Raw genomic sequence first — 14938 nt, 5'->3', positions numbered from 1 at the left:
ATTCCAATGCATTTGATTCATATGATTCATGCGGTTGGAACATGGACTTCCAGAAACTCAAGCATCTGCTCGCCGTGGTCGAACACGGCACCTTTTCGCGCGCCGCCGACAAGGTCAACCTGTCCCAGCCCGCGCTCAGCCGCAGCATCCAGGCGCTGGAGGCCGAGCTTGGCCTGCCGCTGCTGGACCGCGGCACCCGCCAGGTGCGCCTCACGCCCTACGGCGCCTGCGTCGCGGAACGCGCCCGCCGCATGCGCTACGAAGAAGCCGAGCTGCGGCGCGAGCTCAAGACGCTGGCCGGCGGCGAATCGGGCACCCTGTCTATCGGACTCAGTCCTACCCCCGCCTCACTGTTGCTGACGCCGTTCCTGGCGCACATGGCCGCTCGCCATCCGCAGGTGCGCGTGGCGGCCGAACTCGGCACCACCGCCACCCTGCTCGATCTGCTGCGCGCCGAACGCATCGACGCCATGGTCTGCGACGCCCGCATGCTGTACGGCGCCGCCGACATCGAGACCCGGCCCCTCGCGCCCCTGCGCGCCGGCATGGTCTGTCGCAAGGATCACCCCATCCTGGCCCACCGCCGCCCCACCATCGATCACATCCGCCAGTACCCCGTCGCCTCCAGCACCCTCAGCCCCGAGGTCGCCCTGCGCCTGGCCGAAACCCTCGGCCCCGCCGGCGCCCCCGAGCAGATGGTCAGCGTGCGCTGCGAAAGCCTGGCTCCCCTGGTCCACCTGGCCCTCGCCACCGACACCCTGCTGCTGGGCGTCATCTGCGTCACCCGCCAGGAGCAGCAGGCCGGCGACCTGGTCGAAGTTCCTCTTCCTGCCGACCCCCAGCGCCAGGGCCACTACGTTCTCGCCCGCCTCGCCGGCCGCAGCCCGCTGAAGGCCCAGGACGCGCTCTACAGCTACACACAGCAATGCTGGGCGGATTTCGCCAGCTTCCGCCCCAAACAGCCGGCATTGGCGAAAACGGAAACAGCGGCCAGGGGCGCAAGGCCCTAGCGCAAGCGTGCAAGCCCGGCCGGTAGCCGGGCGGCGATGCCGGCGAACGACGCAGTCTTTGTAGCGATCTCTACATCATTGCAGAGATCGCGATCCGGCCATATTCTGCCGTCATGAACGCGCCGCACACCCCTGCCTGGCTTCTCCTCATTGTCAGCCTGCCGACCGACAGCGCCACCGCGCGCATGCGGATCTGGCGAGCCGTCAAAGCCCTGGGCTGCGCCGCGTTGCGGGATGGGGCCTACCTGTTGCCCGCCCATGCCGAGCAGGCCTTCCAGCTTTCCGACCTGGCCGCCGAGGCCCGAGATGAAGGCGGGCAAGCCTGGCTTCTGAAGGTCCAGCCGAAAGATGCCGAGGAATCCGAGGCGTTCGTCTCACGTTTTGACCGAACCCAGGACTACGAAAGCTGGCTGGCCGAACTGTCGGAGGGCCGCACCACCTTGCCTGCCCTGCAGCCCGCCGAATTGAATCGGCTGGCGCGCCGGCACGAGCGCAGTTTCCAGGCGCTGCGGCGGATGGATTTCTTCCCCAACGAAGCCTCCCTGCGCGCGCAAGCGCAGTGGCGTGACTTCGCCCACGCCATCGAGTCCCTCCTGTCGCCCAGCGAACCTCGCGCCGTCGATGCAAGCATTGCGCGCCGCGATCCGACCCATTACCGAGGGCGCCTATGGGCGACCCGGCGTCATCTCTGGGTTGACCGTGTCGCGTCCGCGTGGCTGATCCAGCGGTTCATCGATCCGGCCGCTCGCTTCCTGTGGCTGGAAACGCCCTCCGACTGCCCGCCCGACGCGCTGGGCTTCGATTTCGATGGAGCGACATTCACCCACGTGGGCGATCGGGTCTCCTTTGAGGTCCTGCTCGCCAGTTTTGGGCTGGACGGGAACCGCGGCCTGGCGCGCCTGGGCGCGCTGGTGCACGCCCTGGACGTCGGCGGCACGCCGGTGCCGGAAGCGGCCGGGTTCGAAGCCATGCTGGCCGGCGCCCGCAAGCGCATTCAGGATGACGATGATGCCCTGCTGGCCGAAATCGGCGCGGTGCTGGACTCCCTCTATGCCCACTTCGCCACCGGCCACAAGACCTAGCGCGACCGATCGGCGCGGCGGGCTATCTGCCGGAAACCGCCATGAACCGCCTGGCCGATATCCCATAGTCAACGACCCACCGAAAAAACCGGGCAACGAACAGAACAAGCAGGTGAAAAGATGCAAGCCAAAACGGCCGAGCCGCTCCACGCAGGCGATTCCACAAAACCACGGGTTCCGGCGCACGAGCGTCACGGCGTGTCTTTCCGCGAGGCGTTCTGGGTCTGGTGCCGCGTCGCGGCCCTGAGCTTTGGCGGCCCTGCCGGACAGATCGCGGTGATGCACCGGATTCTCGTCGAGGAAAAGCGCTGGATCAGCGAAACGCGATTCCTGCACGCCCTGAACTACTGCACGCTGCTTCCCGGCCCTGAAGCGCACAAGCTGGCGGTATACATCGGCTGGCTGCTGCACCGCACCCGCGGTGGGTTGGTCGCGGGCATTCTGTTCATCTTTCCGGGCCTGATCGCCCTGGGCGTCCTGAGCTGGATCTATGCGAGCTACGGCGATGTGGGTGTGGTCCAGGCGCTGTTCTTCGGCTTGAAGGCGGCCGTGCTGGCGGTGGTGCTGGAAGCCGTCCAGCGGGTGGGGCGTCGAGCCCTCAAGACGCGGACGATGGTGGGCGTCGCGGGGCTCTCGTTCATTGCCATTTTCTTCCTGGCCGCGCCCTTCCCCCTCATCATCGCCGCCGCCGCGGCGACAGGCCTGGCCGGCAACGCGCTGGGATGGCAGGGCATCAAGGCGGGGGCTGGCCACGGCGCCGCCGCGAAGGACGAAGGACAGACGGCCGCCATCGACGCCGCCTTCGCCATCGAAGTTCCGGAACACGTAAAGCCCTCTCTGGCCCGGGCGATCAAGATCCTCGCCATCAACCTGGTCGCCTGGCTGGCTCCGTTGGCCGTCCTGGTGACGCTGCTGGGAACCGACAACGTCTATACGCGAATCGCCGAGTTCTTCAGCAAGATGGCGGTGGTCACGTTCGGCGGCGCCTATGCGATTCTCTCCTACGTGGCGCAACAGGCGGTCGAGCACTATCACTGGCTCGCGCCCGGCGAAATGCTGGCCGGCCTGGGCATGGCCGAAACCACGCCCGGCCCGCTGATCAGCGTGGTGCAGTTCGTGGGCTTCATGGCCGCCTACCGCCAGCCCGGCGCCCTCGATCCGGCCCTCGCGGGCACGCTGGGAGGGGTGCTCGCCAAATGGACGACGTTCGCCCCCTCCTTCCTGCTGGTCTTCGTTGGCGCCCCGTACATGGAGTCGCTGCGCAACAACAAGGCGCTAAGCGCGGCGCTCTCGACCATCACCGCCGCCGTGGTCGGCGTCATCCTGAACCTGGCGATCTGGTTCGCCCTGCACACCTTGTTCGGGCAGGTCGAGGTCAGGCACGCGCATGGCTTCACGCTGCAGATTCCCGTCCTGGCAAGCCTGGACCCGTGGTCCTTGCTGCTGGCCGCCGTCGCCATGTTCATGCTCTTTCGCTTCAAGGCGGGAATGATGGCCACGCTAGGCGTGTGTTGCGTGGCGGGTATCGCCATCCATCTGCTGGGATGGTCGGCATAGCCCGTCTCCCCCTCGTCTCGCGGCCAACAAGACCAATGGCGGCGACAACCCCGCGCGCAAATCACCCGTCCGGCAGCCACTCCTCCAACGTCACCTCGAACGTCATGCAGACAGGGTTCGCCCCCGGGACGAACACCCCGCCGTGCACCCGCCCCGCCGGGTCCGCCACCACCCCCGACAACGAGGCCACCACCGACCCGTCCGCCTGCGCGCGCACCTCTCCCGCCAGGCTCACGATCTCCACCGCCGGCCCCTCCAGCTGCCGCACCTCCCCGCCCCGCGCATACAGGCAGGCATCCACCAGGCTCCCAAGCGCGCCGCGCACGAAGGCGTTGCGAAACCCCTCCGCCAGGCACAGCTTCTCGACCCCCTGCACCAGATCCTCGTTGGGCCCGATGCGCGCATACGCCACCCGCCCCATGCTTCCGCTTTCGACCTCGGCCGGCATCATCGTCAGATCTCCCGCGGCTGCAGTAGCCGCAAATTGGTTTCGGCGTCATAAGTGGCGCGCAGTTCGAAGCCTTCCAGCGCCGTCACCAGTACCGTCACCGGCCCCGCGCCCACGATCGATGTCTGCGGAATCAGGTGCCCGCCCAGCAACGCCCCGCCCTGATCGCAGAACGCCGCGTGACAGTGCACCAGCGGCTCGCCGTTGTCGCCCTTGCCCAGCGTGGCGTTGCCGAAGATCAGCGTGGCCGCGCCCGCCGCGATCGGCGCGGTGTACGCCACCACCCGCAGATGCGCCGGGTCCGGCGGCGCGGTGCAGTAGTCGAGATGGCTGAATTCGCCGCTCAGCAGCGTCATCGAGGCGTTCTCCACGCCCAGCGGCGCCAGGCCATTGACCAGCGCCTCGAACAGACTGGCGCCGGGCTGCAGCGCCAGCCGGACATGGCGGCCGCGCCGCGCGCAGCGGCTGTGTATCCGGACCGGGTTGAAGGCTCCCGGGTGTATCAGCGTCCTGGGGCGGGGCAATACCGGTGATCCCCGCAACGAACGATCCACGGTGGTGGTTCGCATGATGTGCACTCCGTGCGCTTGTGGCGCAAGATGGGAATGAAAGCTGAAAACGCGGGCGTCAATGCACCGCCGGCAGCATGCCCGCCGCGGTGAAGCCGCCGTCCACACAAATCACCTGCCCGGTCACGTAGCTGGACTGCGACTCGTCCAGCAGCCAGCCGATGGTGCCGTTCAGTTCCTCCGGCGCCGCGTAGCGATGCTGCGGCACCACCCGGCGCCAGGCCGCGCGCGCCTCATCCGTGTGCATCTGGCTCACCAGCGGCGTCTCGATCGGCCCGGGCGCAACCGCGTTCACGCGGATGCCGTAGGCGGCCAGCTCCACCGCCATCACCCGGGTCAGCGTCACCACGCCTCCCTTGGAAGCGCCGTACGCCGCCCGGCCCGCGTTGCCGCGGATGCCCGACACGGACGCGATGTTCACGATCGACCCGCGGCCGCGATCGCGCATGCGCCGGGCCGCCTCGCGCGCCACCACGAACGACCCCACCAGGTTAACTTCCAGGATCCGCCGCAGCAACGCCGTGTCCGTCTCCAGGAACGGCACGTCGCGGCCGATACCCGCCGAATTGACCAGCCCGGCGATCGGCCCGAAGTCGGACTCCAGCCTCGCGATCGCCTCGCTCACCTGCGCCTCGTCGGACACATCCATCCGCACGCAGCCCAACCGATCCGCCGGCGCCAGGCCTCGCACCTCGTCCAGCCGTTCCTGCGACACGTCGGCCACCAGCACCCGGCGTCCCGCGCCCAGCAGGCCACGCGCGACGGCCAGGCCAATGCCCGACGCGCCCCCCGTGACCAGCACCGCTTCCTGCGCTCCATCCATGATTCGGTCTCCTCATTGTGTGCTCGCGATGTGTTCGCGATGTCCGCACCCTCTTGGGCGGCCGCCGCGCGGCGGCCCCGTTTCCTAGGCGGGCGCCAGGCAGCCCCGCTCGCGCAGGGCCTCGCGCACCAGCTTCTTGGTGATCTTGCCGTAGCCCGACCGCGGCAGCGCATCCCAGAAGAACACCTGGCGCGGCAGCTTGTAGCGCGCCATGCGCGATCCGAGCCAGGCCAGCAGGGCCTCCTCTTCCAGTGTCTCGCCGGGTCGCAGCACGCACACCATCACCCCCACCTCGCCCCACACCGGGTCCGGTACCCCCAGCACGGCCGCCTCCGCGATCGCCGGATGCGCCAGCACCTTTTCCTCGACCTCGCGCGGATAGATATTGGAGCCGCCCGAGATGTACATATCGGATTCGCGGCCGGTGATGTAGAGGTAGCCCGCGTCGTCCAGGTAGCCCAGGTCGCCTGTGCGGAACCAGCCGTTGCGGAAGGCCTTGGCATTGGCGCCCGGGTTGTCGTAATAGCCGGCGAACACCGCCGGCCCGCAGACGCAGATCTCGCCCGTCCGGCCCGCCGGCAGCGGATTGCCGGCCTCGTCCTGGATGCTGACCTGCATGCCGATGCGCTCGTAGCCGCAGGTGCCCACGCGCGCCTCGGGGCCGTCGCCGTCATGGTGCTGTTGCGGCGGCAGCACAGTGATGTTGCCCGTGACCTCGCCCAGCCCGAAGTACTGCACCAGCACCCGGCCCAGCTTGGCCAGCGCGCGCTTCTGGTCTTCGCGGTACATGGGCGCGCCGGCGTAGATCACGTAGCGCAGGCTGGAGTGGTCAAAGGCGTCCACCGCCGGGTGCTCGACCAGCAGCTTGACGATGGTCGGCACGGTGAACATGTTGGTCACCCGGTGCGCCTGCACCAGGCGCCAGGCCTCTTCCGGGTCGAAGCGCTCGCCCTCGGGCAGCACGGTGGCGGCGGCGCGCGCCACCTGGGTCAGGAAATGGATGCCCGCGCCATGCGACAACGGCGCCACCACCAGGCTGACGTCGTGCTCGGTGGTGCCCGGCATCAGGTCGCACAGGTGGTTGGTCAGCACGAACGCCATCTGGCCATGCGTCAGCACCGCCGCCTTCGGATGCCCGGTGGTGCCGGAAGTAAAGAAGAACCAGCAGGGATCGTCATAGTCCACGTCGGCGCAGGCCGCCGGCGCGTCATCCAGATGCGCCGCGATCAGGGAAGCGGTGTCGGCCTCGCCGAACTCGCCGGGGCCCAGCCGCGCCAGCAAGGCCAGGTCGGGCATGGCCTGCGCCACGGCCGCCGCGTGCCCGGGAGACTGGCCTTCGCACAGGAAGGCCTTGATCCCGGCCGCCCGCGCCAGATAGACCGCCTCGTCCGGCGAGATGCGGCAATTGGTCGGCACCCAGACCGCGCCCAGCCGCAGCACGGCGAACAGGGTTTCGGCGAACGCGAAGCTGTTGCGCGCGTGCACCAGCACCCGGTCGCCCTTGCTCACGCCGCGCTCGGCCAGCGCCCGCGCCAGGGCGGCCGTGCGCGTGTCCAGCTCGCGCCAGTTCAGACGGGCCTCGCCGCAGACCAGCGCTGCGCGCGTGGGGTGGCGGCGCGCCGCCTGCACCAGGAAATGCGCCAGGTTCATGGCCCGGCGCGACACCGGCGCCACCCCGCCCGGCGGCACCAGGGCCTGCTCCAGCGGGCCGCTCATTTGACGCGCTCCAGGATGCTGACGTAATTGGCCACGGCCGCGCCGCCCATGTTGAAGACGCCGGCCAGCGTCGCGTCCGGCACCTGCATGGCGCCGGCCTCGCCGGCCAGTTGCAGACACGCCATGACGTGCAGCGACACCCCGGTGGCGCCCACCGGATGGCCCTTGGCCTTGAGTCCGCCCGACGGGTTGACCGGCAGGCGTCCGCCCTTCTGCACCCAGCCCTCCCGCAGCGCCCGCACGCCGTGGCCGCGCGGCGCCAGGCCCATGGCCTCGTACTCGATCAGTTCGGCGATGGTGAAGCAGTCATGCGTCTCCACCAGGCTCAGGTCGTCCAGGGTCGCGCCGGCATCGGCCAGCGCCTCGCGCCAGGCGCGCGCCGCGCCCTCGAACGCGATCGGATCGCGCCGGCTCAGCGGCAGGAAGTCATTGACGTGGCGCCGGGCGCGAAAGCCGATGGCGCGGCGCAGGCCCGCCGCGGTTTCCGCGTCGGCCAGCACCAGCGCCGCCGCGCCGTCGGAAATGGGCGAGCAATCGGTGCGGCGCAACGGCGCCGACACATAAGGGTTTTTCTCGGAGACGGTATTGCAGAACGCGAAGCCCAGGTCCTTGCGGATCTGCGCGTAAGGGTTGTCCAGCGCATTGGCGTGGTTCTTGGCCGCGATGCGGGCCAGCGCCTCGCCGTGGTCGCCATGGCGCTCGAAATAGGCGGTGGCGATGCGGCTGAACACGCCGGCAAAGCCGCCCGGCAGGTTGGCCTCTTCCTTGCGGTAGCTGGCATTGAGCAGGATGTCGCCGGTGTCCTCGGTGGAACGCGCGGTCATCTTCTCGGCCCCCACCACCAGCGCCACGCGGCCGCGTCCGGCCTCGATGAAATCCATGGCCGCGTACAGCGCGGCCGAGCCGGTGGCGCAGGCATTCTCCAGCCGCGTCGCCGGCACATACGCCAGCGCCGGGTCGGCCAGCGCCACCAGCGCGGCCTGGAAATCCTGTTTCTGGAAACCGCTGTTCATGACGCCGGCATAGATGCCGTCCACCGCCTCCGGGCTGATGCCCGCATGCTCCAGCGCGGCGCCGGATACCCGCGCCATCAGGCTTTCGGTGTCGGGGTCGTCGAGTTTGCCGAACGGGGTGTGCGACCACCCCACGATGACGGCACGCTTGCTCATTGCTGTCTCCTCTGTTGGCAGCCCCGCCCCGCCGGCACGGCGGATCAGGGCTTGGGCTTGGCGGCCTGCGGGCGCGCCCGCGCCTCGCGGCCTGCCGGGTTGGCCTGCGCAAGCAGGCGTTTGGCCTCGCGTGACAACAGCTTGGCCAGCTGGAACTGTCTTTCCTCGTCCATGCGCGATTCGACCGCGGCGATGCTCAGGGCGCCCAGCACGTGGCCCTGCTCATCGCGCAGCGGCATGCCGATGCCCCACGAGCCCGGCACCACCAGGCCGCGGTTGACGGCATAGCCCTGCTCGCGCACCTCATCGACCAGGGTGCGGATCAGCGCCACGGAGTAATGCGGATAGCGCCGCTCGATCAGGGCCGCATTGGCCTGCAGGCAGGCGTCGACCTCGTCGTCGGGCAACGCCGCCAGGATCGCCAGGCTGCCGGCGCCGATGCCCAGCGGATGCCGGTCGCCCGGCAGCAGCACGTGGGTCTTGAGCGGATAGTCGCCGTCCTCGCGCAGCACGCAGACCGCGAACACGTCGCGGCGCAGTGAAAAGAAGGCGGAATCGCCGCATTCGTGCGCCAGTCGCGCCACCACCGGCGCGGCCAGGCGGTTGATGCCGAAGCGCTCGCTGGCGATGTTGCCCAGCACGTGGCATTCGGGGCCCAGAAAGTAGCGGCGGCTGGCCAGGTCCTGTTCGACCATGCCTTCGGCGGCCAGGGCGGCCAGGATGCGGTGCACGGTGGGCTTGCTCATGCCCGTGTCGCGCGTCAACGCCAGCAGGCCCGCGCCTTCGCCGCGGGTGCGCGACACCGCGCGCAGCACCAGCATGGCGCGGGATATCGCCTGGGCGCCACCGACCTGGGATGAGGTCTCCGTCACGTCTCCGCCTGTGTTTTCATCAGGTCCATTTTGTGGACCATTAACCTGATTTTGTTTTTTCATTCTGCACCAGTTTTATTGATTTACGCTAGTGAATCAATGTGATTAAATAAATTTAAGGGTAGTAAGTAGGTCCATATAATGGACCTCATGCAAAGATAAAGCAACAGGCCTGGCAAGGCGCTTTATCCGGCCGTCCTCGACGGCGGCCGGATCTCATAACCAAGGAGACAGCATGAACACGACTCGACGCAACCTCATGCGCGCCGCGGGAGGCGGCGCGCTGCTCGCCCTGGCCCCGTTCCAGCGCACGCTGGCGGCGCCCCAGTTCCGTTACAAGTACGCCAACAACCTGCCGCCCTCGCACCCGATGAACCTGCGCGCCAACGAGGCCGCGCAGAACATCCTCAAGGACACCGGCGGCCGCTTCGAACTGGCGGTGTTCCCCAGCAGCCAGCTGGGCTCCGACACCGACACCCTGAGCCAGCTGCGCGCCGGCGCCGTCGAGTTTTTCACCCTGTCGGGGCTGATCCTGTCGACCCTGGTGCCCAGCGCGTCGATCAGCGGCGTCGGCTTCGCCTTTCCCGACTACGCCTCGGTCTGGAAGGCCATGGACGGCGACCTGGGCGCCCACATCCGCGCCGACATCAATGGCAAGGGCCTGTTCGTCATGGACCGCATCTGGGACAACGGCTTTCGCCAGGTCACCACCAGCTCGCGCGCCATCAGCGGCCCGGACGACTTCCGCGACCTGAAGATCCGCGTGCCGGTCAGCCCGCTGTGGACCTCGATGTTCAAGGCGCTGGGCTCGTCGCCGGCCAGCATCAACTTCAACGAAACCTATTCCGCCCTGCAGACCCGCGTGGTGGACGCGCAGGAAAACCCGCTGGCCATCATCCAGACCGCCAAGCTGTACGAAGTGCAGAAATACTGCTCGATGACCAACCACATGTGGGACGGCTTCTGGTTCCTGGGCAACCGCCGCGCCTGGGAAAAGCTGCCGGCCGACATCCGCGAGGTCGTCGCCAAACACATCAACGCCGCCGGCATGGCCGAGCGCGCCGACGTGCTGGCACTCAACAATCAGCTGCAGACCAAGCTGGCCGAGCAGGGCCTGGCCTTCAACACCCCCGACCCCGCCCCCATCCGCGACGCGCTGCGCCGCGCCGGCTTCTACGCCAGCTGGAAGGAAAAGTACGGCGACAAGGCCTGGGGCCTGCTGGAGCAGGCGGCCGGGAGTCTGTCATGAGGGCTGCGCTGACGCATCCGGCGGCGCTGCGGGCCGAGGCGGGCCCGGCGCCCGGCGCGCGCCGCCCCTGGGCCATCACGCTGGACAACGCCCTGGGTCACCTGGTGGAGATTCCGGCGGCCATCCTGGTGGTCGCGGAAATCGTCATCCTGTTCTCGGGCATCGTGGCGCGCTACGTGCTGCACACGCCGCTGGTATGGTCCGACGAACTGGCCTCGATCCTGTTCCTGTGGCTGGCCATGCTGGGCGCGGTGATCGCCTTTCGCCGTGGCGAGCATATGCGCATGGGCGCGCTGGTCAACCGCGCCTCGCCTGGCACCCGCGCGCTGCTGGACATGGTGGCCGTGGCGGCGGCGCTGGCGTTCCTGCTGCTGCTGCAGGCGCCGGGCTACGAGTACGCCTCGGAGGAACAGTACGTCACCACCGCCGCGCTGGAAATCCCCAACGCCTGGCGCGCCGCGGCCTTGCCAGTGGGCACCGCGCTGATGCTGCTGATCGCGCTGCTGCGGCTGGTCGAACGCGCGCAGTGGCGCGTCACCGGCCTGGCGCTGCTGCTGGTCGGCGGCGTGGTGGCCGCCCTGACGGCGCTGCAGCCGGTGCTGGCGGGACTGGGCAACCTCAACCTGCTGATCTTCTTCGTCGGCGTGGTGGCGGCCACGGTGTTCGCGGGCGTGCCGATCGCCTTCTCGTTCGGGCTGGCCACCTTCGGCTATCTGTCGCTGACCACCGACGTGCCGATGATGGTGGTGGTCGGGCGCATGGACGAAGGCATGTCGCACCTGATCCTGCTGGCGGTGCCGCTGTTCGTGTTCCTGGGCGTGCTGATCGAGATGACCGGCATGGCCAAGCGCATGGTGGCGTTCCTGGCCAGCCTGCTGGGGCACGTGCGCGGCGGCCTGTCGTACGTGCTGATCGGCGCCATGTACGTGGTCTCGGGCATCTCGGGCGCCAAGGCCGCCGACATGGCGGCGGTGGCGCCGGTGCTGTTCCCGGAAATGCGCGAGCGCGGCGCCGACGAGGGCGACCTGGTGGCGCTGCTGTCGGCCACCGGCGCGCAGACCGAGACCGTGCCGCCCAGCCTGGTGCTGATCACCATCGGCTCGGTCACCGGCGTGTCGATCACGGCGCTGTTCACGGGCGGCCTGCTGCCCGGGCTGGTGCTGGGCGTGATGCTGTGCCTGGTGGTCTGGTGGCGCAACCGCCGCGAAGACCTGAGCGCGGTGCGCAAGGCCAGCGGCCGCCAGATCGGCCGCGCCCTGCTGGTGGCGCTGCCGGCGCTGGCGCTGCCGTTCGTGATCCGGGCGGCGGTGGTCGAGGGCGTGGCCACCGCCACCGAGGTCTCGACCATCGGCATCGTCTACGCCGCGCTGATCGGACTGCTGGTCTACCGCTGCTTTGACGTCAAGCGGCTCAAGCCCATGCTGGTCGACACGGCCTGCCTGTCGGGCTCGATCCTGCTGATCATCGGCACCGCCACCGCCATGGCCTGGGCCCTGACGCAATCGGGCTTCTCGACCCAGCTCGCGCAGGCCATGGCGGGCCTGCCCGGCGGCGCCGCCACCTTCATGGCGGTGTCGATCGTCGCGTTCGTCATCCTGGGCAGCGTGCTGGAGGGCATCCCCGCCATCGTGCTGTTCGGGCCGCTGCTGTTCCCCATCGCGCACCAGATGGGCATCCACGAGGTGCACTACGCGATGGTGGTGATCCTGTCGATGGGCCTGGGCCTGTTCGCGCCGCCGTTCGGGGTGGGTTACTACGCCGCCTGCGCCATCGGCCGGGTCGCGCCCGAAGCCGGCATCCGGCCCATCCTGGGCTACCTGGGTTCGATGGCGGTCGGCATCGTGGTCATCGCCGCGGTGCCGTGGATCTCGACAGGGTTCCTGAAGTAACCACGTGGCCGGCCGCCGCGCCTTCGTGGCGCGCCGGCCATTCCCCCTTCCTATATCCCCCTTTCTCTACCCCTCCCTTTACCTCCTTCCTTCAAGGCGGACGGCCCGCGCTCCGCCGCCAACCGGCGCGCCGCCCGTGCTCCCCACGACGGCCGCGCCGCCCGCCACGCGCGCCGCATCATCGCCGTGGGGAAAAACCCACACGCCCGCAATCCCCCACCGCCCGCGCGGTTGATCCACCTACACCACTTCTATAGAATCTTCAATTCGGGCCTGTGCCCATTCTTTTTTCCCTTCACCTACACCTGGGAGGCGCAAGATGATGAATCCGCATACCGCCATCCCGCGCGTATCTCCGCGACGCCATTAAGTCGTCGCCCGCGCGGCCCCATCGCCAGACTACCTGGCGACTGGTCCGCCGTGCCCGCCCCAAACCCCTGAACGCAATGCCCGCGCCGTGAGGCGCAGGTCGTATCACCTTCTTCCCACAAGGAAACCGGCGCCTTCGCGTTGCCGGGCGATCGCAATGAATCGAACAAAAATCGATCTGCGAGGACAAGCCTTCAAGGACGTCCTCGGCTTTACCTTCCGCTATTGGCGCGCCCAGCGCTGGCGCACCGCTCTTATCGTCGCGCTGGCCCTGCTGTCGGCCGTGGCCGACGTGCTGACACCGCTGTACGCGGGCCGGCTGGTCGACGCGGTGGCCTCCGGCGCCTCGTCCGACGCCCAGGTCTGGGGCGCGGCCGTCACCGCGTTCTGGCTGCTGATCGCACTGGGCATCGGCAGCACGCTGCTGCGCCAGGGCGTGTTCCAGAACATCATCGTCTTCACCCTGAAGATGATGAACGGCATGGTCTCCAACGCCTTCTACCGGGTGCAGCGCTTTTCCACCGATTGGCATGCCAACAGCTTTGCCGGCTCGACCGTGCGCAAGATCACGCGCGGCATGTGGGCGGTGGACGTGCTGAACGACACGCTGTTGGTGGCGCTGCTGCCCTCGGTGGTGATGCTGGTCGGCGCCACCGTGCTGCTGGGCGTGTACTGGCCGGTGATGGGCCTGGTGGTGGGCCTGGGTTCGGTGCTGTACATCGCGGTGACGGCGGCGCTGTCGCTGGGCTACGTGGCCCCGGCGGCGCGGCTGGGCAACGCCTGGGATACGCGCATGGGCGGCGCGCTGGCCGACGCGGTCAGCTGTAACCCGGTCGTCAAGGCCTTCGGCGCCGAGACGCGCGAGGAAGCGCGCCTGGGGCGCGTGGTCGACAAGTGGCGCCGCCGCACGCGCCGCACCTGGATCCGCGCCACGATCAACGGCGGCATCCAGGGCGCGATGCTGGTGGCGATGCAGGCCGGCATCCTGGGCGCGTCGCTGCTGCTGTGGTCGCGCAACCAGGCCAGCGTCGGCGACATCACCTTCGCGCTGACGATGTTCTTCATGCTGCAGGGCCACCTGCGCGACGTGGGCATGCATATCCGCAACCTGCAGCGCTCGGTCAACGACATGGAGGAACTGGTGGCGCTGGAGAAACAGCCGCTGGGCGTGGACGATCGCGCTGGCGCGGGCGCAATCCGCGTCACGGCCGGCGAGATCCGCTTCGAGGACGTGACCTTCCGTTATGGCCGACACGAGGCGGCGCTGTATGACCGCTTCTCGGCGCGCATCGCGCCGGGCGAGCGGGTCGGCCTGGTCGGGCATTCGGGCTCGGGCAAGACCACGTTCATCAAGCTGATCCAGCGCCTGTATGACGTCAACGGCGGCCGCATCACCATCGACGGGCAGGACATCGCCCAGGTCAAGCAGGCGTCGCTGCGCAGCCAGATCGCGATCGTGCAGCAGGAGCCGGTGCTGTTTCACCGCACGCTGGCCGAGAACATCGCCTACGCCCGCCCCGGCGCGACGCAGGCCGAGATCGAGCAGGCGGCGCGGCTGGCCAGCGCGCACGACTTCATCATGGCGCTGCCCAAGGGCTACGAGACGCTGGTGGGCGAGCGCGGCGTGAAGCTGTCGGGCGGCGAGCGCCAGCGCGTGGCGATCGCCCGCGCCTTCCTGGCCGATGCGCCGATCCTGATCCTGGACGAGGCCACGTCGAGTCTGGACAGCGAAAGCGAGGTGCTGATCCAGCAGGCCATGGAACGCCTGATGGTGGGCCGCACCACGCTGGTGGTGGCGCACCGCCTGTCGACGGTGCGCGCGCTGGACCGCCTGCTGGTGATGGACCGCGGCCGCATCATCGAGGAAGGCAGCCATGACCAGCTGATCCGCTTGAAGGGCGGCCTGTACCGACGCCTGTTCGAGCGCCAGGCCCTGGAGCTGACCAAGGGCCTGACGCAGGCGGAGATGCTGGCCGACGGCGCGCGCGCCTTGCCGCCGCGTGCCGACGACGAGGATCAGGACGAGGACGAAACGTCTTTCGCCTTCGGCAAATAAGGCAAGGGCCTGACGCGATGAACTGACCCCAAGAAGTTGGACGGTAAAAAGCTAAGGTCCGAAGGCCTGGGTCCGGTACTGAACCGGGCTCAGGCCTTTTAGCTTGAGCTTGATGCGGTGGTGATTGTA

Annotated in this window: 13 protein-coding genes; 6 read left to right on the top strand and 7 right to left on the bottom strand. The window is 68.7% G+C overall.

The window, feature by feature from the left end; translation table 11 throughout:
• Positions 1 to 41 precede the first annotated feature (41 nt).
• The 3 genes from HV742_RS25615 (at position 42) to chrA (ending at position 3649) form a co-directional block, all read left to right on the top strand.
• Positions 42 to 1010 (top strand): LysR family transcriptional regulator, encoded by a 969-nt coding sequence (locus HV742_RS25615; RefSeq protein ID WP_049074603.1) that lies wholly within the window; start codon positions 42 to 44, stop codon positions 1008 to 1010.
• A gap of 113 nt (positions 1011 to 1123) precedes the next feature.
• A complete protein-coding gene (locus HV742_RS25610; RefSeq protein ID WP_175146690.1) occupies positions 1124 to 2092 on the top strand; it encodes a chromate resistance protein ChrB domain-containing protein in 969 nt (322 codons plus the stop codon).
• A 120-nt stretch (positions 2093 to 2212) separates the two neighbouring features.
• A complete protein-coding gene (gene chrA / locus HV742_RS25605) occupies positions 2213 to 3649 on the top strand; it encodes a chromate efflux transporter (RefSeq protein WP_175146689.1) in 1437 nt (478 codons plus the stop codon).
• Positions 3650 to 3710: 61 nt separating this feature from the next.
• On the opposite strand, the gene HV742_RS25600 is transcribed toward chrA, so the two are convergent.
• The 6 genes from HV742_RS25600 to HV742_RS25575 form a co-directional block, all read right to left on the bottom strand.
• Positions 3711 to 4100: a PPC domain-containing DNA-binding protein gene (locus tag HV742_RS25600; RefSeq protein WP_049074612.1), complete on the bottom strand. Its 390-nt coding sequence runs from the start codon at positions 4098 to 4100 to the stop codon at positions 3711 to 3713.
• A gap of 2 nt (positions 4101 to 4102) precedes the next feature.
• Entirely contained in the window at positions 4103 to 4666 is a 564-nt protein-coding gene (locus HV742_RS25595; protein WP_049054485.1) for a PCC domain-containing protein, read from the bottom strand.
• Positions 4667 to 4724: 58 nt separating this feature from the next.
• Positions 4725 to 5489, bottom strand: coding sequence for an SDR family NAD(P)-dependent oxidoreductase (locus HV742_RS25590; protein ID WP_054416046.1), 765 nt, complete (start codon positions 5487 to 5489; stop codon positions 4725 to 4727).
• A gap of 84 nt (positions 5490 to 5573) precedes the next feature.
• A complete protein-coding gene (locus HV742_RS25585; protein WP_175146688.1) occupies positions 5574 to 7205 on the bottom strand; it encodes an acyl-CoA synthetase in 1632 nt (543 codons plus the stop codon).
• Complete coding sequence (locus tag HV742_RS25580; RefSeq protein ID WP_049074617.1) at positions 7202 to 8374, bottom strand: acetyl-CoA acetyltransferase; 1173 nt, start codon at positions 8372 to 8374, stop codon at positions 7202 to 7204. The genes HV742_RS25585 and HV742_RS25580 overlap by 4 nt, the downstream gene beginning before the upstream one ends.
• Before the next feature lie 44 nt (positions 8375 to 8418).
• A complete protein-coding gene (locus tag HV742_RS25575; protein ID WP_231891528.1) occupies positions 8419 to 9246 on the bottom strand; it encodes an IclR family transcriptional regulator in 828 nt (275 codons plus the stop codon).
• Between the two features lie 235 nt (positions 9247 to 9481).
• On the opposite strand from HV742_RS25575, the gene HV742_RS25570 reads away from it, so the two are divergent.
• From HV742_RS25570 to HV742_RS25560, 3 genes are all read left to right on the top strand, one after another.
• Positions 9482 to 10495, top strand: a complete 1014-nt coding sequence (locus HV742_RS25570) for a TRAP transporter substrate-binding protein (protein WP_080977449.1) — start codon at positions 9482 to 9484, stop codon at positions 10493 to 10495.
• Positions 10492 to 12384 (top strand): TRAP transporter large permease, encoded by a 1893-nt coding sequence (locus HV742_RS25565; protein ID WP_068950057.1) that lies wholly within the window; start codon positions 10492 to 10494, stop codon positions 12382 to 12384. Before HV742_RS25570 ends, HV742_RS25565 begins: the two co-directional genes overlap by 4 nt.
• 526 nt (positions 12385 to 12910) lie before the next feature.
• Positions 12911 to 14809, top strand: coding sequence for an ABC transporter ATP-binding protein (locus HV742_RS25560; RefSeq protein WP_175146687.1), 1899 nt, complete (start codon positions 12911 to 12913; stop codon positions 14807 to 14809).
• A gap of 51 nt (positions 14810 to 14860) precedes the next feature.
• Here HV742_RS25560 and HV742_RS25555 read toward each other — a convergent pair.
• A partial coding sequence (locus HV742_RS25555) for an IS3 family transposase (protein WP_175121091.1) occupies positions 14861 to 14938 on the bottom strand: 78 nt, incomplete at its 5' end.

This window comes from Achromobacter ruhlandii, from assembly GCF_902859695.1.
GTDB lineage: Bacteria > Pseudomonadota > Gammaproteobacteria > Burkholderiales > Burkholderiaceae_B > Achromobacter > Achromobacter ruhlandii.
The sequence above is the reverse complement of the archived record's forward strand: the minus strand, read 5'-3'. Positions and strand labels throughout refer to the sequence as shown.